Consider the following 24,803-nt stretch of genomic DNA (forward strand, 5'->3'; position numbering starts at 1 on the left):
TTAATAACCCAATAACCGCCCCACAATTTGCAAGACATTCACATAAAAGTTGCCTTCTAAATCTCTAAACAGTTGAAAATCTCCGGAAGTTCCAAAAAAGGGTCTTAGAGTCCAAGCCATTTGGGTCCCCACAAAGGCATAGAGCAGTAACCAAAATTGGAGCAGTTTAGTTCGCGTATTCTGCCCGCTTATTTCCGGTTCGGCGAGTAGCTGCATCCCTTCATAAAAGAATTTGATGCCCAAAAATCCAGCTAACCCTAAAATGGCGACATTCAGCAACAGAAAAAAGTCATAACTTTGGGTACTAATCAGGAAAAATAGGGTGATTGGCGCAAATCCAAAGAGGATGGCGCTCATAATTGCTTCCGCAGTCATCAGTAAGGTTAAATACTGGGTAAAGCTCCGTTTTGACCCAAAAATAATACTGAAAATGTATAACGTAGGAAAGCAAATCAGCAGGGTCAGCAGATAAAGCGCCGGTAATTTAAAGAATGAAGAAATGACTTGCATCCAACTATGAGATGCTCCGATAATTGCCCCATAAACTCCAAAAAAAACGGCACTGGATATCAGTAAAGCAACAATTTTGTTGTTGAGCTTTATGCCTTTGTGGATTTCTTCCAGAAAGGATTGGCGGTCTTGAAGCAGTTTAACCAACACTGAAAAGTAATTCATGATACTTCCTGTCAGGTAAGGCTTTGGCTTTTATTTTTGGATTTTAGCATCTCGGTTCTGGATTGTCAGGGATTATTGCAAATTCTTAACAGTCGTTTGCAAAAAGTAACGAAGTCCGGTGGGCCGATCTCCTGGGGTTGATTCTGCACTAAACCGGGAGATTAACCGTTGAACTGTACATAGGATACCCAAAAAAATGTCTAGCTTTTCTGAAAATGAATTAAAATAGAAAGAAACTGTTTTATTTTTTTAGGAGGTAGGACCCTGAATCCCTCAGATTTTTCTGTCATTCCCGAACCCCCTGCCGGGTTTAAATCCGGATTTATCGGGATTATTGGACGGCCCAATGTGGGCAAGTCTACCCTGATGAATCACCTGGTGGGACAAAAAATTGCGATTACTTCCCCGGTGGCACAGACGACCCGAAACCGTTTACGGGGAATTTTAACCACCCCGGAAGCACAATTTATTTTTGTGGATACTCCCGGGATTCACAAACCCCATCACCAACTGGGAAAGGTGTTGGTAAAAAATGCGATTGGGGCGATTTCTACCGTAGATATTCTGCTGTTAATGGTGGATGGTTCGGTGGAGGCGGGGGGTGGCGATCGCTTTATTACGGAAATGCTTACCCAAACCAAAACGCCGGTTATTCTAGGTCTAAATAAAATCGACTTACGGTCGAGTTTATCCCGTCCGCGAGATGTAGAGGTGATTGACCGCAGCTATCAAGAACTCGCGGAAAATCTTAAGTGGCCAGTCGCCAGATTCTCAGCCACCACTGGGGAAGGACTGCCAGATTTATTAACCTTACTGGGCGATCGCTTAGAACCCGGCCCTTATTACTATCCCCCAGATTTAGTCACCGATCGCCCAGAACGCTTTATCATTGGCGAACTGATTCGGGAGCAAATTCTCTATTTAACCCGAGAAGAAGTCCCCCATTCTGTTGCCATTAGCCTGGATCTCATGGAAGAAACAAAGGATTTAACCCGAATTTTAGCAACCATTTATGTAGAACGTCCCTCTCAAAAAGGAATTATTATCGGCAAAGGTGGACAAATGCTCAAAGCGATCGGATCGGCGGCCCGAGAACAAATGCAAAAACTCATTGAGGGTAAAGTTTATTTAGAAATCTTTGTCAAAGTCCAACCGAATTGGCGGCAATCTCGCATTCAATTGGCTGAATTGGGGTATAAATTAGAAGATTAGCGCATCGGCACAGCATTCGCTTTTGAGGATAAAAAACCGAGTTTCTGGACGAAATGTAGAGTTGATTCGCGAATCAACTCTACATTGTCCGCATACATCATCCGAGACCGACGCTGTAGTACAATAGGTAAGGGATTGAACAAGTGATGAACTGATGGGCCGCATACCAACGATTACATTTGACCGGGGAACTTTGTTGCTGCATCCACCCCCGCGAGGGAAAGGGTGGATTGATTTTGCTGCTTGGGATGAACGGGTGGAAAAGTTTCGCGTGCGTGCGATCGACTATCGTCCCTTGATTGAGACGCTCAAAGCGGAGGGGACAGAATTTATTGATGAGGCGAAGGGGTTTGGACCATTGGAGTTGGTCCCGAGCTTTGAAATGCCGCCTTATCAACATCAGGAAGAGGCGCTGACGGCATGGAAACAGGGGGGACGATGGGGAGTGGTGGTGTTGCCGACTGCGGCAGGGAAGACCTATTTGGCGCAGTTGGCGATGCAGGCGACTCCGCGCACGACCCTGATTGTGGTGCCGACGTTGGATTTGATGCATCAGTGGTACGCACATCTGGCAGCGGCGTTTCCTGATGTGGAAGTGGGGTTATTGGGGGGCGGTTCTCGGGATAAAAGTCCGATTTTGGTGGCAACGTATGACAGTGCGGCGATCCATGCGGAGGCGTTGGGGAATCGCTATGCGTCGATTGTGTTTGATGAGTGTCATCACTTGCCGACGGATTTTAATCGGGCGATCGCGGAATATTCGATCGCACCTTATCGGTTGGGGTTAACGGCAACTCCTGAGCGATCGGATGGGAAACACGCGGATTTGACGCAGTTAATCGGTCCGGAAGTCTATCGCAAAACGGCGGAAGATTTAGCCGGTGGTGCTTTGGCGGAACATGAAATTGTTCAGATTAAGGTGAAACTCTCTAAGTTAGAACGCGATCGCTACGATCGCTCAATTAAAACTCGCAATGAATTTTTACAGCAATCTCACATTTCCCTGGGCAGCCTCCAAGGATGGCAGCACTTTGTGCAAGCTTCCGCGCGATCGCCTGCGGGACGTCGGGCGATGTTAGCGCACCGGGAAGCCAAGGAAATCGCCCTAGGAACCGATGGCAAAATGCGGATTCTCGCGGATTTATTGGCCCAACATTCCCCCGAACGCATCCTGATTTTTACCGCAGATAATGCTACAGTTTATCGCATTTCTCAGGATTTTTTAATTCCCGCCTTGACCCATCAAACCCCGGTGAAAGAACGTCATGAAATTCTGACCCGATTTAAAGAAGGAATTTATAAAACGATTATCGCATCTCATGTTTTAAATGAAGGAGTAGATGTGCCAGATGCAAGAGTGGCAATCTTGCTATCGGGAACGGGTTCAACGAGGGAGTATATTCAACGATTAGGTCGAATTTTACGCAAAGGAACCCAGAAAAATAAACGAGCAATTTTGTATGAAGTGGTGGCAGAAGATACTGCAGAGGAAGGGACCTCGAAACGGCGGCGTGGGATGACTGAACCCAGGCCCCAAAATCCTCAAACTCGACCGGAACCGCCGGGGTCAAAACCCCAGCAGTTAACAATCCTACCGGGTTCCTCGCCGCCGACTCCCGCACCGACGCCGATTTATGGGGTGGGTAAAGCCCCGAGGAAAAAAGCGGCGGAACGGGCCTCAGAATGGGGGGAGAAACAGCCGAAATCTTCCGAACATTCGGAACAGGTTTCGAGTCAAGACTATCTAGAGAATGAGTTTCCTAAAAATACTTCTGAATCGGACGAAGGAACCGATAACTAGCCTAGATAAATCTATGAAAAAATCAGTCGTTGGGACCGTGGGATTGGGGTTAGGGATGATGGTGTTCATGAGTGGCTGTAAGCTGTTGGAACCGTTGGCGATCGCCCAGGGGGTGAGTTGTCAGCAGGAACAGAATCAAGCCAGTCAAAACCGCCTGTTTCAATTACGCGATCGCGCTCAAGATCATATCCACCACTTCGGTAAACTGGATCGGGCAACGGAGGACCTGATTGAGCTATTTCAAGGGATGCAAGGGGTCAGTCCTAATCGAGATACAGTCCTGATGCTGATTGAAATTGTCAATGGCACTCAGGGACAAGGGGGACTGTTAGACATCCTAGTTAATCGCCTGGTGGAACAGGGAGAGGGTTCTCAGGCAGAGTCAGTCCTGGATGCAGCAGCGGAAGTGAGTCATTGCTTGGATACTGGATATAGCTATGGCAAAACTCGGACTTTGGCCGGAATTGCGCGGATGTATATCCAAACGGGTCAGCGCGATCGCGCCCGGTCAACCCTCGCCCGTGCTATTCTAGCAGAAACGGGGATCCGAGGTGCGGCCTTTAAAACCAAGGGATTAACGGAAATTGCTCGCACTTATATTGCTTTAGGAGATACCATTCAAGCCTCACAAATGCTGGGGCGATCGCTCCATTATGCCCAATCCATTGTCTATCAGGATGTCTACAATCAAGCTTGGGATTTCCAACCCCTCGCCATTTATTATGGTCAAGTGGGACAACTGGATAAAGCTTTAGAGATTGCCGGGACGATTTCTGCGGATTATTATCGCAGTGAGACTTTTGCAGATATTGCTAAAAATTTGGCGGACCAAGGTAACATTGAACGCGCCCATAAACTTGTTTTGGATCGCGTCAGTGACACGGAACTTAAAGCCAAAGTTTTAGCCGAAATTGGGTGGCGATCGGCCAAACAGGGACAAAGCGATCGCGTGATTCCTTTATTTACGGAGGCGTTGCGTCAGGCTAATTTAATCTCGGATCAAAACCTGCGGATGATAGCCCTTTCCCTCATCTTAATCCGCTATGCCGAGGCTGGATATCCGGACCGAGCTTTACAGGAAATTGCCCCCCTAGAAATGTCAGAAATCAAAGCTAAAGTCCTCAATGCCATTGCGATTGAATATGCCACCCAAGGACAACGGGAGCAAGCCTCCACCATTGCCGGACAAGCGTTAGAAATCGTAGGAACAATTCCTGAAACCTATGAACAAGAAATTCTCCTGGTGGATATGGTTCGAGATTATACTCGGATGGGGCTTTATGAGGTAGGGGTTCAAGCGGCTCAACAAATTCCCTCTGCTGAAAAAAAACAGGAGCTTTTGTTAGCCTTGGCAACTGAAGCCGCAACCCGAGGGGATGATGAAATTGCGGTGAAGGCTGCTGAAATCATGCCGATTAACTTAGTGGCAATCGCTTTTGTCTACCAAAATATCGGCCAAACTGAACGGGGAACTGAACTCTTAACCCGAGGGATGAAAGCAGTTGAATCCCTAGAAACTAACGAGCAAAAATTTGAAGTGTTCGCCGCGATTGCGGTGGAATATGCCAAAGCTGGACAACAGGCTAAAGCGGAAGAATTCTTTGCCCAAGCCTTATTAATGAGCAACCAGGTTCAAGAAAATTCTTATATCTGGGTCACGGTGTTTGATCGGCTTGTGGAGGGTGGACGTAACGACTTTGCCTTGCAGCTAGTCCGCACCATACAGGATGAATATTTCCAAAGCACCTTAATTGATCGGTTGGTGGAGACGTTCATCCAAGAAAGACAAATTGAACAAGCCTATCAGGTGATAGAATGGTTGAAATCACCGGCGGAAAAAGTCAGGAATTTACTCGTCATAGCCGATAAAAATCTGAAGGCGGGAGAGCGAGAGGTTGCCCGGGAAGCTTTAGAAAAAGCCTTTGATAGGGCACAGACCATTCCTGGGGAAGAATCTAATATTATGAGATTTGGGGGACAGTGGGATGCCGAGGGGAATTGGTTTGGTTATACAGAAGTAGAGGACCCGATGGATCGCGGGAGTTTGTATGAAGAAATCGCTATCCGGTACGGGCAATTGGGGGAATATCATTCGGCGATGCAGGTGGTGCGATCGCTGGAAAGTCCGACTCTGCAAACCCAAGTGCAACAGCGATTAGCCTGCTATCGGTAAGTCTAACCCGGATTAGGGGGTCTGACGCGATCGCGCTGCCAGACGTTCAACTACAGCGATTAACTCCGCTGTATCCACAGGTTTCGGGAGGTGGATATCATATCCGGCTTTGAGGGCGCGGGTGCGGTCTTCTGAGCGTGCATAAGCGGTGACGGCAGCAGCAGGTAAATATCCCCCTTCGGATAATTCCATCTTCCTAATGTGATGAATCAGGGTATATCCATCTTCTTCCGGCATGGCAATGTCGGAAATCAGCACTTGGGGGTAAAATTGGGGAATGGCAATCAGGGCTTGGCGGACCGACGCCGCTGCCTGGACCTGTGCACCGCACTCTTCCAGGACGAGAGTGAGTAGACCCCGAGTATCGGCTTCATCATCCACCACTAGCACTCTCACTCCCTCCAGAGAAGTCATCGGGTTTAACTCCGGGAAAGGCTCTACATTCAGAACATGAGATTCGGCTCGGTCCGGAAGCTCACACCGAGGCATCAGAGGCAGTTCCACCGTAAATATCGCACCTTGCCCCAATCCAGGACTATCCGCCGACACGGTACCCCCGTGGAGCTCCGTGAGGTGTCGCACGATCGCCAGTCCGAGTCCGAGTCCATTATAGGCGCGGGTGCTAGAACTGTCCGCCTGCCGGAAGCGGTCAAAAACATAGGGTATAAATTCCGGTTTAATCCCTTGACCTGTATCTCTAACCCGGATTTGTATAGAAGTCTGGAACTGCTCCAAAATCACCGTGACGCAGCCTTCCGGGGGGGTAAATTTAATGGCATTGGAGAGTAAGTTCCAGACCATTTGCTGCAAGCGATCGCGATCGCCAGAAACAGGACCCGCATGGCGATCCAGTTCCGTCTTCAGTTGAATATGTTTAGCCTCTGCCGCAGGACGAACCGACTCGATCGCCTCTTCGATCGCCTTGAGCAGGGAAACCGAAGTTACATTCAGGCGTAATTTACCCGTAATGATCCGGGATACATCCAGCAAATCCTCGATCAGTTGAAACTGTAATCGGGAGTTGCGTTCGATGGTTTCCAAGGCTAATCCCATTTTTTCCTCAGACAGTCTGCGATTGCGTAAAATCTGCGCCCATCCCAGAATGGAATTGAGGGGGGTTCGCAACTCGTGAGAAAGGGTCGCCAAAAACTCATCTTTGAGCCGGTTGGCATCTTGGGCTTCCCGATAGAGACGGGCATTATCTAAGGCGATCGCCGCCCGATGCGCCAGTTTTTCGGCTAACATCAGGTCCGTGCGATCGTAACAACGACTGCCTGCCTCTAGCACAAACGCGATCGTTCCGAGGGTTCGTCCTCGGGCTTTGAGCGGCACACACATTCCGCTATTGAGGCGCAACTCGCGCAAAATTTGCAAATGTTCGGCATCGGCGGCGGCCTCCACCAACACCGAGTCGGGAATATGAGGATACAGTTCCGATTGTCCTGTACGCAAGACGTTAGCTTGTCCCATTGTCGCCTCTTTTTTCGGGGGATAGCGGCGATGCAGTTCTTGGGCGAGTTCTTCTTTGGCTGGGTCAGTGTGAGCTACCGCCAGCCGCTCAATTGTTCCATCTTTTTCCACCACATCGATCGCACACCAGTCTGCTATACTGGGAACCGTGAGATGAGCCAGACTATCCAAGGTGGTTTGGTAATCGAGGGAATTCGCCAGAACACTACTCGCCCTGGCTAAAAACCGCTCTTGCTCTCGCGATCGCTTGCGATCGTCAATATCTGTGGCTGTTCCTAACCACTTGAGCAGGCGATCGCCCATTCCGGCGATCGGATTCATACGCAGACTGTGCCAACGGTAGAGTCCATCGGACCTCTGCAAGCGCACCTCGATTTCGTAGGCGGTTTCCGTGGCGATGGCGTTGCGCCAATGGACGAGCGCTTCTGCGCGATCGCTTGGATGAATCCACTCTAGGGGCGATCGGCGTAAAATTTGCTCTAAATTTAGCCCAATATAATTCACCGCGCTGGGATTGCAATATTCCAGCTTTCCCCCACGGGTACATAAAAATATCATTTGGGGGAGCGCTTCCGCCAGGGATCGATACAGTTCTTCGCTGTGGCGGAGGGCTTCTTCGATCTGTTTGCGGTGGGTAATATCCACAAAAGCTCCCACCGCGCCTCGGGTTTGTCCCTCTTCATCAAGGATTGGCGCAGCATAAGTCAGGAACTCGATCGTTCTCCCATCTTCATAGATAGCATCCACTTCAAACTCTAGCACTTCTACCTGATGTGTAGCTGCATAGCGCATGGGGAACTCTTCGGGAGCGAGTTCCCGGCCATTGTGATAAAGCTTAAATCCATCGGCCCTAGCTTCAGGTAGCGGATTAAAATGGGGCAGAACCGGGGAGGAAATCCCCAAATTGTGAGCCAAAACCGAATTAAACCGGATCCTTTCACAGTGCGGATCTTCGGAAATGGCAATGCCAATCGGGATAAACTTGAGGAGGGTTTGTAACTCTTTAACCCGGCGCTTCAAGGTGCGATTCAGCTTGATAATTTCAGTTTGCGCCCACTGCCGCAACGTGATATCCGTTGTAGCCCCGATCCATTTATAAGGTCGTCCCTGGTCATCCCATAGGGCGGTTCCCCGATCGCTCCAATAAAGATAAATCCCATCGCCACGCTGGATTTGGTACTCTTCATCAAAAGGTTCTCTCGTCTGCAAATGCCGGTCTATGGCATTTTCGACTCGCTCGCGATCGCTCGGATGGAGGCGATCGAGCCAAGCTTGGCGAGTGCGGGCAAATCCTCCCTCCTGATATCCGAGTTGTTCGTCAATGTTCCCAAACCATTCCACTCGTCCCGTGGCAATCTCCCATTCATAGATCAGATCGCTGGTGTTTTCCGCTGCAATCCGAAACCGTTCCGTGGATTGGCGCAAGGCCGCTTCCGCAGCATAGCGATCGCTGATATCAATGCCGGTGCCGATGATATACTCCATCTCCCCTTGAGCATCGCGCAGGACCGTATTCGACCAGGCGATCGCTCGTCGGTCCCCCTCTTTGGTTACCCAGTCGTTGATATACTCCAGAGGCGTCGCCGTTGAGCGCAGGTTTTCAAATACTCCTTTGATGGATTCGATTTCTTCGGGAACCACCAACCGCTCCCAAACATACAGACCCTGCACTTCCGCAAAGGAATAACCCGTGGTGGTTTCGCACGCTTGGTTGAAACTCACAATCCGACCTTGGCGATCGAGAATCACCACTAAATTGGGAATCGCATTCACCACTGCCGCCAAAAAATCTCGTTCTTGATGAAGTTCCATTCTCGCTGATTCCGCACTCTCACTCCGGTCTCGAAAATAAGCACAAAGCCCTTCTTGGTGAGGATAGAACCGCACTTCAAACCGTTTCTGTAACGGGGGATAATCTGCTTCCAGTCCGATGGTTCTTCCCTCTACCAAGGCTCGATGATACCCGCGATAAAAAGAACTCCCCACGCTTTCGGGAAAGACATCCCACAGATACTGTCCCACCAGATTTTCCACCCGGTGATTGAGTAGTTTCGCCCCGGCTGGATTAATATAAGTATAGCGACCCTGGCGGTCAAAACAGGCCAACCCATCGCTGATGCTGTCGAGGAGGGTTAGGGTTTCCTCTGGAGGCGTTGTGGTTAATTGGGGTCGGGTCTGTTTCCGGGGTTCGGATTCTTCCGTCAGTTCAGCAATCTCTAAGTGAGTGCTGACCCGAGTCAGCAATTCATGGAGAGAGGATGAGTGGTGGAAAAACTCTGGGTCCCAGTCGCTTTCTGCCCTCACTTCCACAGAGTCCCCTTCGATGACTGGGTTGGGAAACCGGATCACCGGGATATCTTTTCCATTCACTTTCGCCCTTAATTGCTGTACCCACTCTAAGTCCTCGATTTCTGGGGCGATCGCCTCGGTGAGAATCGCGCAGGGGTAGAAATCCTGGGCGGCATCTAAGGCAGTTGTGCGATCGCCGGCAGTTTTGACTTGATACCCTTGGCGGACCAGTTGGGACTCCAGATAATCCCGGCGGACCTCGTTCTCATCCACCAGCAAGATCCGCGCCGGGGGTGCAGACTCCCTCTCGCGAACCTCTAATGATTCGGGGAGTTGTTCCTCGTGTTCAGGGGGGTCATTCCGGGCCGTCGGCAGGGCGATCGCTGTCGTCAAGACCCCACAAACTTGATGGTCTTCCGTATATATCGGACTGTGAGACAAATTAAACCACCCCACCACCTCCGACCCCGGGCGATCGAACACCAACCGACAATTCTCTATCCCTCTGCCTTCTCCACTGCTGAACACTGCTTCTAACATTGGAGAGAGGACCTCCCAGGTTTCCCGGTTGAGGACCTCTCGTCCCGGTTGACCCAGGGAATCGGGATAATTGGCGTCACCCACCCACCCGAGGGCCGCCTCGTTGTAAATGAGGAGCAGTTCTGGACCCCACCAGAGCAGGGTCGGAAATTGGGACGCTAGACCCAAACTCACCGCTGTACGCCAACTGGGTTCCCAAGTCTCCATTGCACCCAGAACTGTGCTGGACCAGTCACGAACCTTTTTGAGGCGGTCCAGATCCGCGCTACCTGTCCATCCCAATTGTTCTGTCTTGTTCTTCCGCTTGGCTGGTTGCTGTTCCATCATTTACAGAGGTCCTGGTGGTTTGGGTGTTCAGACTCGCTCACTTGCTAATCGTCGTTGATCTGCTAATCTTGGGTGTACATTTTTTTGGGGAAGTTTACATCTACCAAAGGAAGGATTCACTATTGACAAGGGATTCACGGCCTTGATTTGATGGGTTGAGTTGTCGTTTTTTTTGCAATAAATTTCGCCATCATTGAGGGCGGGCGATCGCCATCAACTCCCTTCATCCCTCCTTGGCCTCCGGATGGGCGACTGCACCGCCTATCAATGGCGAAGATGGGGGAGATGGGGGAAATATGTCTTGACGGGTTCAGTCTATAATTTTTAGGTTTTAACTGCTGACTAACCCCGTGAAAGATAGGTTTGATGATGACGGGCTGTTACTCCCGGGTTGATTAACATTCCGGGGCGATCGGTGAGCGGAGATAACAGAATCTATCAAGGGATGGCCGTTCCTGTGGAGGTCCCCAAAATGAGTAGTCCTGGCCCTATTTTCCTGGGAATTGAGTTAGGGAAAGGGTAGGCATCAGAGGCAGTCCCCTTTCATCATTGTTCTCTAACTTTGTAAAAAAAAAACGCGATTGCTCTTAACTTTTTCTGGGATTTGCCCTACAATATAAATAATAAAAACTTTGCGCCCATATAGGCCCTATTTGTGATAAAAATTTAGAGTTTGAATACCGATATAATTAGGCAAGCAGGGTGTCAACTGATGCCGATTATGCTGAGGGGATTAGAGCGGATTAAGGTGTTCAGTTGATGACAGTTATAAGGGGATTGCAAAATATAAATCATCCAACCGTTCAACTGAAAGAAAGGTATCTGTCGGAGTAAATGCTTGCGCCCTGGGGCGTATGCAATACGCCCCTACATTGACGGTGCTATTCCGTTGAGCATTCACTACGAACGAACGTTTTGGAGATTTTATTTTTTGGAGTTCCCTAATTCTGATGTTGGATGAACTTTAAAACGGCGAAGTGGGGGGGAACGACTGAAGTCGTTACTACAAACATTGGGGAACGACTTCAGTCGGGACGGTGAACAGGGGAGGGCCTCGGGTTGGACTGGGCGGTATCTGGGAGGAAAAATTTCACTGACCCCTTGACAAACCCCGGGACAGGAGTTATATAATAGTTCTCTAGTCTCATCGTTATCCGTTAAGTGCCGAAGAGCACAGGTTGTAACGAGGACTGAGATGCGGGCGTAATTCAGTGGTAGAATGTCAGCTTCCCAAGCTGGACGTCGTGGGTTCGAGTCCCATCGCCCGCTTTTTGTTTGATTGAATGTTAGGACTGGCGCCGAGGGTGGCGAGTTGCTTTGCTGCTTTCCCGGGTTTCACTACAATGGGAAGATTGGCAGTTTAGCAACTTCAGAAGAGACGATGGGATATTCGATTGAGGTCTATGACCACAACTTTGAGCAAGAAGTCTTAGAAAAGTCTTATGAAATTCCGGCGATCGTAGACTTTTATGCGGTTTGGTGCGGTCCTTGTCAGATGTTAAAACCGATGTTGGAAAAGGTCGCCCTAGAATATGATTGTGTAGTGGCGAAGGTGAATATTGATGAAAATCAATATTTAGCACAAGCCTTTCGGGTTGAGGGAGTTCCGGATGTGAAAATTATCCGGAATGGGGAAGTGTTGGATGGGTTTGTGGGGGTGTTACCCGAACCGCAACTGCGAGAATTTTTGGCAAATTGTGATATTAAGTCCGGTTTAGATGAAGGGTTGGAGGCAATTCGTCAGGCACTTTTAGGAGAAAAGCACGCCGAAGCTGAGGCGATGTTTGCATCCCTACTAACAAAATATCCAGAGAATAGACGGTTGCGATTAGAAGCGGCCAAGTTTTATATCAGTGAGGATGAATTCGCAAAAGTTGAGGAACTTTTAGGGGTCATTCAAGCAGATGAACCGGAATTTTTTGCCGAAGCGCAAGCGGTGAAGGCGTTACTTGAGTTTAAGAGGGAATGCAATCATCCGTCAGGAGAGGGTGAATTGGACCAGATGTTTACTCAGGCATCTTGTTTGGCGGTAGCGGGGAATTATGAGGAAGCGTTGCAACTTTTCCTCAAGATTGTGGAAAGCGATCGCAGTTATAAAAAGGATGGCGGGAGAAAGGCGATGTTGTCTATTTTTGACTTATTGGGAAATGACCATCCTCTGACGAAGGTTTATCGCCGGAATTTAATGACGGTGCTATTTTGAGGGTTCTGGGTCATTCGGTGCATTCTGGATTGAGAATGCACTGACTTCGGGACCCGTCGCACCCGGGATGAGCAAAAATTCCGGGATTGGTGGCAATTTTTCCAAAAAGTTGAGTGAAACTCATACTGGGGATCGGTGCGATCGCCAGTTTCCTGATGTCAGGATCGAGGATATGAAGAAATGAGTTGCAGATTTAGGCAGTTTACCTCAATTCCAATTTTTTGACATCTACCATTGGGTAGAGTTGGGTTGAAGAATCATTTGCCTAGGAATTCATGAAATGCTCGATCGCTAACAGGTGAGATTGATGAAACTTTATTATCGTGGTGTCAGCTATGATTTAACTCCTCCGGTGAAAACACCACCGGGGGAAATTTCCGGAACCTATCGGGGTAAGTCTTGGCAGTTCCAACAAGGGGACTTATCCGGACAACTAACAGAGTGCGATCGCTGTCACTTTTACTCGGGAGATCCACACTTACTCTGTGCCGTCCATCCCCAAGGTCCCAATTCGGAAAGTTGCCCAGATTTCCGGTTAAATCTTCAGACAAAACCTTTGAATCAGCCAACTTTAAAAAGCCATAAATTCTCCAACTTTTAAATCGGTTTATATCTCAAAGGAGGATAAGGATTGCCCATCCTCCTTTTGTTTTCCGGCATTCCCGGTCAGTTTAGTCAATTTTTTGTTTAATAAATAGCGGTCTTGGGTTTATATTTAACCAACAGGGAAACTAATCCCGCTCCGATGAATAATCCGACTCCATTCGCCCAATAACCCAAGCTGGTGGGATTGACCATTCTCAGGACCGTGAGTTGACCAATGCCATAAAATGCCTGTTGAATAAACCACCACATTAGATAAAACAAGGCGGGAACTTCGATGGGAATAAATAGGATGAGTAAGGGTAAGAGAGTTTCAATTTTAGCTTTGGGAAAGTTCAACAAATAAGCGCCCAGAATGGCAGAAATAGCCCCATTGGCCCCGATAACGGGGACCCCTAAGTTCGGGGCGATCGCCACCTGGGCGATCGCCGTGAGAATGCCACAGACGAGATAAAACAGGAAAAACCGGCCATGTCCGAGAATCTCTTCAATCCGCTTGCCAAACACCCACAAAAACAGCATATTCCCCAAAATTTGACTAAAACTGCTGTGGAGAAACATGGAGAAGAGTAAGGGACCGGCAGACATGACAATTAAGGCAACCCAGGCGGCAGGACTAGGATTGCGAATCGCATCAGTGACAACCGAAGTCATGCGATCGCTGACGACCCCCCAACTTTGCAAAAAGGCCCCGAGTTGGCCCGTTGCCTCTAATTTGAGTTCCATCACAAACAGGGCCAGATTTAACCCAATCAGGCCGTAGGTTGCCAAGGGGGGATAACGATTGGGGAGATTATCATCAATAGGTATCATTGCTAAAGGTTATGATTTTTCTCAATCTTGACTCCCTATTATGGACGTAAAAACAGGGAGGCAATATCCGAGGGTGACGCTTTCGGGTTTGTGATCCAGGGGCGATCGCCGCAATTTTTCAGGATTTTACTCCTTTTGATCGATGCAATCCCTGGGATTTGGAGGAATTTATCCTTTGCGATCGGGCCAAAACCCTCGAATTCTCTAGGTTTTAACCGGATCCCCTCTCTCCATTCCCTTTTCTTGAATTGCCGCCTGTTGTTGATAAATGCTGTAAACAAAAACTTTTTTTTTCGCTATTCCGGGCGGATTTTCCTCCATTCACCAAAAATTTAAAAAATTCATCTTAAACTTTATCAAAAATTTATATAAAATATCTCTCAAATTGATAACTAATTAAAAACCGCCAGATAAGGCTAGTCGGTTGATTCATGGCAATCTTTCGTGATGATTGAGCCAATCGGCTTTTTCCGACTTCAAGGGGAAATGTTGTTAGGCGATTTTTAGCAATCTTTCGATAGATAGATACAGACTAATTCTATATGGGTTTACATGGAAAAGCATAGACGGGCAACTCAACCGGGAAATCTAATTTCCCTCTAAATTAAATCTACCTAGCTCAAGTTGATAGTTTGTTATAAAAAATGACAGACTATTAAATTTTCACACTTATCTGTTAAAACCACTACTTGAAATAACCGGGAGACAATTAGGATGGTATGGAGCCTCGATTCATCAATTTATCAAATTCTAGCGGGACTGTCTCAAGCAGATATCTTGCGATCGCTAGTCGGGAAGTCTATCCAAATCGGAGTGGAAACCCAAGAGGCGATCGGCGGTGAATCAAGCCATGATTTGCTATTGGGAGGTCCTGAGAATGACCTATTAATTGGTGATATCGGCAACGATACCATTTATGGGGGAGCAGGAAATAACACCCTGTTTGGAGGAACAGGTCATATAATCGTCGAAGATTGGGAAGGACAGGACTTTTTAGTAGGGGGTTTGGGAGAAGATTTAATCTTTGGAAATCAAGCGGATGATACCCTCTATGGCGGTGATGGAGACGATACTCTGTATGGCGGTAAAGATAGGGATTTCTTATCGGGAAATGGCGGAAATGATGTCCTCTTTGGTGACTTAGGAAGCGATACCCTCTGGGGAGGTGAAGGACAAAATCGCTTTCAAATCGGCAGACGTTTCGCTGTTCCTGGATTTCTCAGTACAGGAGGACCGACCCTAGCTGATGCAGACTGGATTATGGATTTTACCCCGGGTCAAGACTTAATTGGACTGCAGGGGGGACTCAGCTTTGATGAATTGAATATTTTCGCCGGAACCGGAGAAAACGCCGGGGATACTATCATTCAAGATACAATTACTCAAGAGTATTTAGCCATTGTCAAAAATATCTCTCCCGAGGCGATCGTCCGAGATAATTTTTGGCCAACTTCTCAACCCCCCCTCCCCTCAGTACCCCCTCCGAATCCGCCGATTAACCCCCCTGCAACTGTGGAGGATACTTCTCCGTTTCAAGAACAAGTTTCTCGGGTTCAAATTGCTCTAAATCATCCCATTTTTGGCACCCTCCCAGAACAGCAAAAACCCGACTCGATTATCTTCCCTGACGACAACTTGAGTGAAACAGAAGAAGAGGAACCCTCCAATTTGCAACCGGATGTTCCTCCTGAAACCGAAGAAGAACCCTCAGATTCGCAACCGGATGTTCCTCCGGAGACAGAAACCGAAGAAGAGGAACCCTCCGATTTGCAACCGGATGTTCTTTCAGAAACCGAAACAAAAATAGAAATAGAAATAGAAATAGAAACCGAAGAAGAGGAATCGTCGAATTTGTTGCAACCGGATGTTCCTCCTGAAACCGAAGAAGAAAAACCCTCGGATTTGCAACCGGATGTTCCTCTGGAGACAGAAACCGAAGAAGAGGAACCCTCGGATTTGCAACCGGATGTTCTTTCAGAAACCGAAACAAAAATAGAAATAGAAATAGAAACCGAAGAAGAGGAACCCTCGGATTTGCAACCGGATGTTCCTCCAGAAACCGAAGAAGAGGAACCCTCGGATTTGTTGGAACCGGATGTTCCTCCAGAAACCGAAGAAGAGGAACCCTCGGATTTGCAACCGGATGTTCCTCCGGAAACCGAAACAGAAGAAGAAGAAGAGGAAGAGGAAACCTCGGATTTGTTGGAACCGGATGTTCCCTCAGAAACAGAAGAAGAGGAACCCTCAGATTTGTTGGAACCGGATGTTCCTCCAGAAACGGAAACAGAAGAAGAGGAGGAGGATGCAGAAGAACCCATCCCTGACGAGGATGAAACTCCCCCTATTGAAGATGTACAGGGGGATGATAATAGTGGTGAAATAGAAGATGAACCGCTGGATGAGGACGGGGAAGATAGTAGTGGTGATGACAGTCAAATCAGCGTCACCGTGAATTATTCTGATGCTACGAGTGGGATTATTGCCAACCTGTCAGAAGGGAGTGTGACCCGTTTATTTACCACCGATGCGGATGTTCCTTTTAAGATTTTGCCTTTAGGAGATTCCAATACCAGGGGTTTTCCGAATCAGGCGAGTATTGGAGGATATCGAACCCGTTTGTGGGAAAGATTAGTGGAAGATAATGGGTTTAATATTGACTTTGTAGGTCAAGCTCAAAGTGGACCGGGAGATATTGATAGAGACCATGAAGGCAGAGGTGGCTTTACCATCACGGAACTCATTGATAATAGCGAAAAATTTTCCGGCTATAATCAGCCTACAGCACCTCTTTACACGACCATAGAAGATGTATTAAATTATGCTCAACCCGATGCCGTTTTATTGATGGCGGGGACCAATGATATTCTACAGAATAAACCTGTAGAAACAGCCCTCACCGATTTGGGAATTTTGGTAGATCGGATTGTTGCAACTATGCCAGATACACAAGTGCTAGTTAGTTCGATTATTCCCAATACGTCTAGTAATGTAGCTCGACAACAACGAACCACCGAGTTTAGTGAACAAGTGGAAGAAATTGTTGTAACACCCCGAGCCAATACTAACCCGAACATCCGGTTTGTAGATATATTTAATCTGCCGTTCGTTGCTGGAGACTATGCCAACGATGGCATTCACCTAAAAGCTAGTGGGTATGATAAACTAGCGGATGAATGGTATTCCGAGATTCGGATGTTACCGAGCGGTGAAGAGACCCTCACCGATGTTCAAAATATCATCGGTTCCGCTTATGATGATACCCTCATCGGCGATAACCAATCCAATGTCATCCGAGGTGGTGAGGGGAATGACTGGTTGCTCGGGGATGCTGGTGAAGATACCTTTATTTTAGCGTCCGGGGAAGGAACGAATACGATCGCTGATTTTGAAACCGGCATCGATCGCATCGGACTATCGGACGGATTAGAGTTTGAGCAGCTTCTGATTTCTCCCGGGAGTGATGCCAATCAGACTCAAATTGCGATCGCCGATACCGGGGAATCCCTAGCACTCCTCCTCGACATCGATGCCACCATGATTAACCCTGATGATTTCATCCTCGTTTAATCAATCCCCTGGTGTTTTGTAGCTTCAGCAACAAACAATTGCGAATCTAAATCAATTGGACAATTCCTCATGGCGGAGTGGGAGCATCTTGCTCCCTACTGCTAGTCGGGAGTAAGATGCTCCCACTCCTCAATTCTGTAGTCAGACTGCTGCAAGACTTGCTAGATCCGGTTAAAGCCCCAAAACGGGAGCATCTCAATTTGTTCAAGAGACCTAACCCCCCAACCCCCTTCCCTACGAGGTCAGGGGGAGCAAGACCTGTCAATTCCCCTTTTAGGCAAAATTGAGATGCTCCCCCCAAAACTAATAGTTTACTCCAAACTTTCCAACCAAACAACCCCTGAGAGCGGATGACGATCTAAATAATTTCAGACACAATAAACCTGTTGAAAAAAAACATCGGAAAAAACCTTGTTATTCAACTCTTACGAATTCATTTTTATCTTTTTACCCCTTGCTCTGATTGTTTTCTTCGGTTTAAGCGCCTATCGTCAGGTCAAGGCTGCAACCCTCTGGCTCCTCTTAGCCTCCCTCGTGTTTTATGGATACTGGCGAATCAATTACATTCCCCTATTGGTGATTTCTGTCCTGGGTAACTATTACTTTGGGCGGTGGATAGACGGGGTACAACCTGGAACTCCAAAAGCCAAAACCTTATTATGGGGCGGAATTCTCTTTAATTTAGGAATTCTGGGATATTACAAATATGCAGGGTTTTTGATAGCCTCTATCAATGGACTATTTCAGACTCAGTTTCCCGTTCCTGACATTGAATTGCCGTTAGGAATTTCCTTCTACAGCTTCACTCAAATTGCCTATATCGTCGATGCTTATCGGGGACAAACCAAAGATTATCAATATGACTTGGCGTCCTATAGCCTATTTGTCACCTTCTTTCCCCAACTGATTGCGGGGCCGATTTTACGACATAACGAACTCATTCCACAATTTAAAAAACTCCGCAAGTTCGTATTTTCTCATAAAAATTTTGCCATTGGCTTAAGCTTTTTCATCCTAGGATTGGGTAAAAAAGTGCTGATTGCCGATACCGTATCCCCTTGGGTGGGAACCGTGTTTGCTCAAGCGGATTCAGTCACCTTTATCGAAGCTTGGGTGGGGGCGATCGCTTATACCCTCCAACTGTATTTTGATTTTTCGGGCTATTCCGATATGGCGATCGGATTAGGATGGATGTTCAACTTCCGCCTCCCCATCAACTTTGATTCTCCCTATAAATCCACCTCCATCGTAGACTTCTGGCGACGGTGGCACATTACCTTATCTTTCTTTCTGCGAGATTACCTCTACATTTCTCTCGGGGGCAGTCGTCGAGGAGAAGTACGCCGATATATCAATCTGCTGCTCACCATGCTACTCGGTGGATTGTGGCATGGGGCGGGATGGACCTATATTCTCTGGGGCTGGTTGCATGGCAGTTTCCTCGTCATCAATCACGGGTGGCGACGCTTGGGACTGAAAATGCCCGGGGCGATCGCCTGGGCAATTACCTTTATCGCCGTGGTGTTGAGTTGGGTCGTATTTCGGGCTGAAAATATCACCCAAGCTGGACAACTTATCCAAGCCGCCGTGGGCTTAAAAGGAATTGTTTTAACCCCAGATTTTCAACCCCTCTTAGGCTGGTTACCTCAATCCGTTGTCCAGTTTCGGGAAGTCGCGCAACTCCCTGCACTCCCACCCAATTACCGCCAAAGCTTTGTAATTTTGGCAGTAGTATTAATGGGAGCGGTTTTGTTACCCAATACCCAACAAATAGTTGAACGCTTTAAACCAACTACCGCCTGGGCTATGGGACTCAGTGCAGTGGCGATCGCCTGTCTACTTTCCCTAAACCGAATTTCTGAATTTCTCTACTTCCAGTTTTAATCCAGGGGGCTTCTCATGAAAACCTATCGTCGATTTAACCGCGCCTTTTTTGGCCTCACCATACCCGGATTATTAGCCGTTGGCTTATTCAATGTTGGCGTTGATCCCTACGGGGTGATGAATAGTCCTCAATGGCGGCTGAATCGCTTAAGAACCGAACAATTTAATCATGTTCGCCTGTTTAAAGCCACTTCAGTCACGCGCATCGCCCCGAAAACTGTATTATTAGGCTCATCCCGCACCGATTTAGGACTGGACCCGAAACATCCGGCCTTGGCTGAAGGAAAACCCGCCTACAATTTAGGGCTGGTGGGTCCGAATATGTATGAAGTCAAACGCTATTTTGACCATGCCCTCGCCATTCAACCGGAGTTGCAAACGGTGGTTCTGGGGGTGGATTTCTTCATGTTCAATGAATATAAAACCCATCCAGCGGACTTTGAAGAAGCCCGCTTAGAACGAGAGACTCTCACCCCCCAAGAATTGCTGAATGTTACCCTATCTTTAGGAGCAACGCGGTCCAGTTTAGGGACAATCAAAAATAGCTGGCGATCGCAAGCGAATTTTCTCTACCATGACAATGGCTTTCGCTACGTTCATAATAACGAACCGGACAATCCCCTGCCCCAGGAATTTAAAAACATGATTCATGGATTTTTCCGAGAAGAAGGATATTATCCTCAGTTCAAATTATCCCAAGGGTTTTTAAATGACTTGCGAGAGTTAGTCGCCATTTGTCAAAGCCGAAATATCGACTTAAAAATATTTATTTCCCCCTCTCATGCCACCCAATGGGAAGCCTTACGGATGGCGGGACATTGGGAGGAGTTTGAACAGTGGAAACGGGAACTGGTTGCCATTGCTCCAGTTTGGGATTTTTCCGGCTATCATTCCATTTCCACGGAACCCATCAGCGAAAAGATGACTTATTATTGGGACAGTTCCCATTATCGACAAGAAGTCGGCAATCTCATCCTCAATCGCCTGTTTGACTATGAACCCGCCTCAGTTCCCCCGGATTTCGGACCCTTGCTGACCCCAGAAAATGTCGAGGAACACTTAGTGGAGATCCGGCGCGATCGCGAATCCTGGGCGAATGCCAATGCAGAGGCGATCGCCTTCGTAGAGGAGTTAAAACCTTGAGAAGTGCTGGATTTGGGGGAACCTGGACAGAAGACTGTGCCGCTTTGAAAGGGCGATCGGCGGGCAATCCTGCATCCAGGTCCCCGGTCCTCCGCCCATCCCCAAGTCGCCCAAATATATATAGCCAGTTTTGGAAGAATTTGTCATAGAGAAAGCGAGCAAAATGCTCGCTTTCTTTATGACGTTCTATATATACCTTTTACTCGATATTACCCAAATAATGTAGAGGCGATTCGCGAATCGCCTCTACATTATTTGGGGTGGATTCGTAAAATCTGCATAAATCCTGAGACTGTGCGGATTCCCGAGGTTAACTGTGGAAGACTTCTAAGGAACGACTCCGTGAAAACCAGAGTCTATCCGGTCAATTCCCGCAGAGTCCCCCGGACGATCGCGCCTATTCCAGAGGTTAAATTTTGAAAGGAATCTCAACTCTAGGTTAAGATATCCGGATGCCTCTGGAAACCAATGCCCCTAACCCCCAAGCGATTCTCTCATGCCACCGACAAGCTCCATCTCCCACCGAATCGATTCGCAAACCCGCCAACCGCTGCCCTTAGAAGGCGATCGCCAGGGACAATCCACCCCAGGAATGGTCCCCTTAAGAGAACTAGCGGCCCAAATTAATCGCGAACACGAACGCTGTCAACAATCGGTGGCGATCGGACTTTTGCACGCTTGCACCGCTGGACAACTGCTGATCCAGGCCAAACTTCGGGTCCCCGCGCAAAAATGGCAGGTCTGGTTAGCCGGTTATTGTAACGTTCCCGAGGCCACCGCACAAACCTATATGGAAATGGCTCAGGGATGGCCCTCCGTGAAAGACGACCCGGCGATCGCTCCCAGACGGGAAATTGACGCGATCGCAGAGGAAACCCAGGAAACTGAAGATTCACAAACCCGGGGCGAATTCAGGCAAGAAGAGTTAGAACCGCCTTTAATCGTGAATGCTCAACTGATGTCAGAGACAGCACAGCGGCTCACTTTTGTGTCCCTTCTCCAACGCTCCAAACCGGAAGGGCGATCGCGAATTTTGCGAACCGAACCGAGAAAAGCTAAACCCAGTGAAGTCCAGAAAGAGACGCAACCGGAGAGTGTAAATATCCGGAAAACCTTGACCTTGTGGATTCCCGGGCCCGTCATTCCCAAAGCGCGTCCTCGGGTAACTGCCAACGGCACCTATTTACCCAAGCGATATCGGGAATGGAGACTGCGTGCGGAAGGGGAGATCATCATGCAAGTGCATCAGATGAATCCGTTACCGCAGTTACCTCTTGAACGAGCAGCCGTGCGGATTATCTTACGGGGTAAACATAGAGGAGATGGGGACAATGCGATCGGCAGTGTGTGCGATGCCTTAGTCAGTGCCGGAATCTTCTCATCCGACAGCCTCAAACAGATTCCCTTCGGCAGTTGGCGGCACATCCCCGACGGAGAAACCGGCGTCAAAATTCAAATCGAAGCGATGGAACACCTGATGTCCGCATGAGATGAGTTGAAACTCAGGCCATCAGATAGGTGTAAAGTATATTCGTTCAATCACAATACTGCTCAAATAAGATTCAGGTTTCATCCAGGTTAAATTTTATACAAAAGCCTCAGTTCCCCCCCACAACTCTCGAAACTGAGCATAGCAAAACCAGAGGGCAACTCACACCCCCCCTCAGCACAAGTATTAACAAATGACTAATAGCCAATGACCAATGACCAGCCCCAGGTACTCAACGCCTTGCGGCATCAGAGGTTCAAACGGTGGGTTTAGAACATCGTGAGACCGTTCGATCCAGTTGTGCTCAACGCCTTGCGGCATCAGAGGTTCGAGCGGTTGGACTTGATGTGTCGCCACATCTGGTTTTGTAGTCGGTGTTCAACGCCTTGCGGCATCAGAGGTTCGAGCGGTCAGGAGCGTCAATCCCACAGAATCTAATTTTCCGCTGTGCTCAACGCCTTGCGGCATCAGAGGTTCGAGCGGAGCTTCCAAGCGCTACCTGTGGTCAACATATAAACCCGTGTGCTCAACGCCTTGCGGCATCAGAGGTTCGAGCGGGGTACGATGCCTTGATGAACTTGGGTCCATTGGTTCCGTGCTCAACGCCTTGCGGCATCAGAGGTTCGAGCGGGGATGCTTCGTGGAGAACCCAGTATATTTGGACCGTGCTCAACGCCTTGCGGCATCAGAGGTTCGAGCGGCCTTTGTAAGCATTAATAAGGTCGGGGTAGCGCATCCGTGCTCAACGCCTTGCGGCATCAGAGGTTCGAGCGGGATTGCTGGGGCCGTCCGGTCCGGTTCCGACACCACGTGCTCAACGCCTTGCGGCATCAGAGGTTCGAGCGGCTACAACACCCGCCGCACTTTGAGCGGCACTGTAGAGTGCTCAACGCCTTGCGGCATCAGAGGTTCGAGCGGTTAGTGCGGTTGTGCAGACTCCCATAAAAAAACCGTGCTCAACGCCTTGCGGCATCAGAGGTTCGAGCGGAGAGCTAGGTTCTCGCCGAGTTATCCCGGGTGCTGGTGCTCAACGCCTTGCGGCATCAGAGGTTCGAGCGGAACGATCGCGTCGTAATCGAAGTCTGCCGAAACATAGTGCTCAACGCCTTGCGGCATCAGAGGTTCGAGCGGGATCGTCTCGCGGTACGCCTTAACTGCATTCGTTACGTGCTCAACGCCTTGCGGCATCAGAGGTTCGAGCGGTCCTAAACCCGTGATCTCAGAGAATCACGGGTTTTCGTGCTCAACGCCTTGCGGCATCAGAGGTTCGAGCGGGGGAATTAGCATTGGGGAAATTACCAGCTTATTTACGTGCTCAACGCCTTGCGGCATCAGAGGTTCGAGCGGCCGTTCCAGAACGAGAGGGTGGGCAATGCTTGGAGTGCTCAACGCCTTGCGGCATCAGAGGTTCGAGCGGGACCACAGACGCGGAACTGATAATTTCTTTGATATCGTGCTCAACGCCTTGCGGCATCAGAGGTTCGAGCGGGGAAGCCAGCGCCGCTTCTTGCCACTTCCCGGGATAGTGCTCAACGCCTTGCGGCATCAGAGGTTCGAGCGGGGGCCATGCGGATCGGATATGAACAACGACCTAACAGTGCTCAACGCCTTGCGGCATCAGAGGTTCGAGCGGGTTTGCTTGGGCCAATCCTGAAAACTACCCAGTTGTGCTCAACGCCTTGCGGCATCAGAGGTTCGAGCGGGGTTTATCTGGTATCTGGGGTGCTTCCCCGTATTGTGCTCAACGCCTTGCGGCATCAGAGGTTCGAGCGGATTCTCTCCCTTTCCCTGCTGCTACACTACTAGAGCGTGCTCAACGCCTTGCGGCATCAGAGGTTCGAGCGGGATATTCCTATCCCTGGTATCTCATCTATGTATCTGTGCTCAACGCCTTGCGGCATCAGAGGTTCGAGCGGTGTCCTCATAGTGGTAGCTAATTTGTCCGGCTACTGGGTGGTGCTCAACGCCTTGCGGCATCAGAGGTTCGAGCGGAATACCTTCGGGATACCGCTGGCGTGCCTCCTGAGGTGCTCAACGCCTTGCGGCATCAGAGGTTCGAGCGGGGTGGCGACGAAGTAATAATCAGGGGAAGTAACAGTGCTCAACGCCTTGCGGCATCAGAGGTTCGAGCGGATTTATGGGCGATCGGCATCAATCATTGTTGACTAACGTGCTCAACGCCTTGCGGCATCAGAGGTTCGAGCGGTCTGGGAAAGCGCGCGGACCCGGAGCAGATCCGGAGGTGCTCAACGCCTTGCGGCATCAGAGGTTCGAGCGGGAGCGATACGGTACTAACCAATGCTGAAAGCATGGGTGCTCAACGCCTTGCGGCATCAGAGGTTCGAGCGGGCGGAAAAGCGGGTTTTACATTGAAATACCTGAGTGTGCTCAACGCCTTGCGGCATCAGAGGTTCGAGCGGTATATACCCGCCGTGTACTCAGGCTGACCGCCGGTCGTGCTCAACGCCTTGCGGCATCAGAGGTTCGAGCGGAGATATCAGCCAAGATACGCTCTTGACGGGTCAACAGTGCTCAACGCCTTGCGGCATCAGAGGTTCGAGCGGTTTTTCTAACCCTGAATTGATAGTCAGTTTCATCGGTGTGCTCAACGCCT

12 protein-coding genes, 1 tRNA gene and 1 CRISPR repeat array (1 of these 14 only partly in view) are annotated in these 24,803 nt (G+C 49.0%); of the genes, 10 read left to right on the forward strand and 3 right to left on the reverse strand.

Going from position 1 to position 24,803, the window contains the following annotated elements:
- Complete coding sequence (locus tag NG833_RS02355) at positions 1-675, reverse strand: actin-binding WH2 domain-containing protein (protein WP_254563731.1); 675 nt, start codon at positions 673-675, stop codon at positions 1-3.
- Between the two features lie 264 nt (positions 676-939).
- On the opposite strand from NG833_RS02355, the gene era reads away from it, so the two are divergent.
- The 3 genes from era to NG833_RS02370 all read left to right on the forward strand — a co-directional run bounded on the left by era (position 940) and on the right by NG833_RS02370 (position 5,861).
- Entirely contained in the window at positions 940-1,887 is a 948-nt protein-coding gene (era, locus tag NG833_RS02360; RefSeq protein ID WP_254563765.1) for a GTPase Era, read from the forward strand.
- A gap of 154 nt (positions 1,888-2,041) precedes the next feature.
- A complete protein-coding gene (locus NG833_RS02365; RefSeq protein WP_254563732.1) occupies positions 2,042-3,688 on the forward strand; it encodes a DEAD/DEAH box helicase in 1,647 nt (548 codons plus the stop codon).
- 13 nt (positions 3,689-3,701) lie between these two features.
- Positions 3,702-5,861, forward strand: a complete 2,160-nt coding sequence (locus NG833_RS02370) for a lipopolysaccharide assembly protein LapB (RefSeq protein ID WP_254563733.1) — start codon at positions 3,702-3,704, stop codon at positions 5,859-5,861.
- Between the two features lie 12 nt (positions 5,862-5,873).
- On the opposite strand, the gene NG833_RS02375 is transcribed toward NG833_RS02370, so the two are convergent.
- Entirely contained in the window at positions 5,874-10,487 is a 4,614-nt protein-coding gene (locus NG833_RS02375; protein WP_254563734.1) for a PAS domain S-box protein, read from the reverse strand.
- 1,197 nt (positions 10,488-11,684) lie between these two features.
- Between NG833_RS02375 and NG833_RS02380 the strand changes: the two genes are divergently transcribed.
- From NG833_RS02380 to NG833_RS02390, 3 genes are all read left to right on the forward strand, one after another.
- Positions 11,685-11,756 (forward strand) — tRNA-Gly (locus tag NG833_RS02380).
- Between the two features lie 112 nt (positions 11,757-11,868).
- Positions 11,869-12,690 (forward strand): tetratricopeptide repeat protein, encoded by an 822-nt coding sequence (locus NG833_RS02385; RefSeq protein ID WP_254563735.1) that lies wholly within the window; start codon positions 11,869-11,871, stop codon positions 12,688-12,690.
- Between the two features lie 307 nt (positions 12,691-12,997).
- Positions 12,998-13,291, forward strand: a complete 294-nt coding sequence (locus tag NG833_RS02390) for a DUF4278 domain-containing protein (protein ID WP_254563736.1) — start codon at positions 12,998-13,000, stop codon at positions 13,289-13,291.
- Between the two features lie 86 nt (positions 13,292-13,377).
- On the opposite strand, the gene NG833_RS02395 is transcribed toward NG833_RS02390, so the two are convergent.
- Positions 13,378-14,106: a rhomboid family intramembrane serine protease gene (locus NG833_RS02395; RefSeq protein WP_254563737.1), complete on the reverse strand. Its 729-nt coding sequence runs from the start codon at positions 14,104-14,106 to the stop codon at positions 13,378-13,380.
- 714 nt (positions 14,107-14,820) lie between these two features.
- Here NG833_RS02395 and NG833_RS02400 point away from each other — a divergent pair.
- From NG833_RS02400 to NG833_RS02415, 4 genes are all read left to right on the forward strand, one after another.
- Positions 14,821-17,673: an SGNH/GDSL hydrolase family protein gene (locus tag NG833_RS02400; protein WP_254563738.1), complete on the forward strand. Its 2,853-nt coding sequence runs from the start codon at positions 14,821-14,823 to the stop codon at positions 17,671-17,673.
- 411 nt (positions 17,674-18,084) lie between these two features.
- Entirely contained in the window at positions 18,085-19,557 is a 1,473-nt protein-coding gene (locus tag NG833_RS02405; protein ID WP_254563739.1) for an MBOAT family protein, read from the forward strand.
- 15 nt (positions 19,558-19,572) lie between these two features.
- Positions 19,573-20,700, forward strand: coding sequence for a hypothetical protein (locus NG833_RS02410; RefSeq protein WP_254563740.1), 1,128 nt, complete (start codon positions 19,573-19,575; stop codon positions 20,698-20,700).
- A 496-nt stretch (positions 20,701-21,196) separates the two neighbouring features.
- Positions 21,197-22,189 carry a RusA family crossover junction endodeoxyribonuclease gene (locus NG833_RS02415; protein ID WP_254563741.1) on the forward strand — a complete coding sequence of 331 codons (993 nt, stop codon included), beginning with the start codon at positions 21,197-21,199 and terminating at the stop codon, positions 22,187-22,189.
- A 228-nt stretch (positions 22,190-22,417) separates the two neighbouring features.
- A CRISPR array of direct repeats spans positions 22,418-24,803; the repeat unit is 36 nt; unit sequence GTGCTCAACGCCTTGCGGCATCAGAGGTTCGAGCGG (it continues 2,902 nt past the right edge of the window).

This window comes from Oscillatoria sp. HE19RPO, assembly GCF_024220515.1.
In the GTDB taxonomy this organism is placed as follows: Bacteria; Cyanobacteriota; Cyanobacteriia; order Cyanobacteriales; family Laspinemataceae; genus Laspinema.

Coding starts and splice junctions, on each gene's coding strand:
- NG833_RS02355 (WP_254563731.1), bottom strand. CDS start 675: ATGAATTACTTTTCAGTGTTGGTTAAACTGCTTCAAGACCGCCAATCC.
- NG833_RS02365 (WP_254563732.1), top strand. CDS start 2,042: ATGGGCCGCATACCAACGATTACATTTGACCGGGGAACTTTGTTGCTG.
- NG833_RS02370 (WP_254563733.1), top strand. CDS start 3,702: ATGAAAAAATCAGTCGTTGGGACCGTGGGATTGGGGTTAGGGATGATG.
- NG833_RS02375 (WP_254563734.1), bottom strand. CDS start 10,487: ATGATGGAACAGCAACCAGCCAAGCGGAAGAACAAGACAGAACAATTG.
- NG833_RS02385 (WP_254563735.1), top strand. CDS start 11,869: ATGGGATATTCGATTGAGGTCTATGACCACAACTTTGAGCAAGAAGTC.
- NG833_RS02390 (WP_254563736.1), top strand. CDS start 12,998: ATGAAACTTTATTATCGTGGTGTCAGCTATGATTTAACTCCTCCGGTG.
- NG833_RS02395 (WP_254563737.1), bottom strand. CDS start 14,106: ATGATACCTATTGATGATAATCTCCCCAATCGTTATCCCCCCTTGGCA.
- NG833_RS02400 (WP_254563738.1), top strand. CDS start 14,821: ATGGTATGGAGCCTCGATTCATCAATTTATCAAATTCTAGCGGGACTG.
- NG833_RS02410 (WP_254563740.1), top strand. CDS start 19,573: ATGAAAACCTATCGTCGATTTAACCGCGCCTTTTTTGGCCTCACCATA.
- NG833_RS02415 (WP_254563741.1), top strand. CDS start 21,197: ATGCCACCGACAAGCTCCATCTCCCACCGAATCGATTCGCAAACCCGC.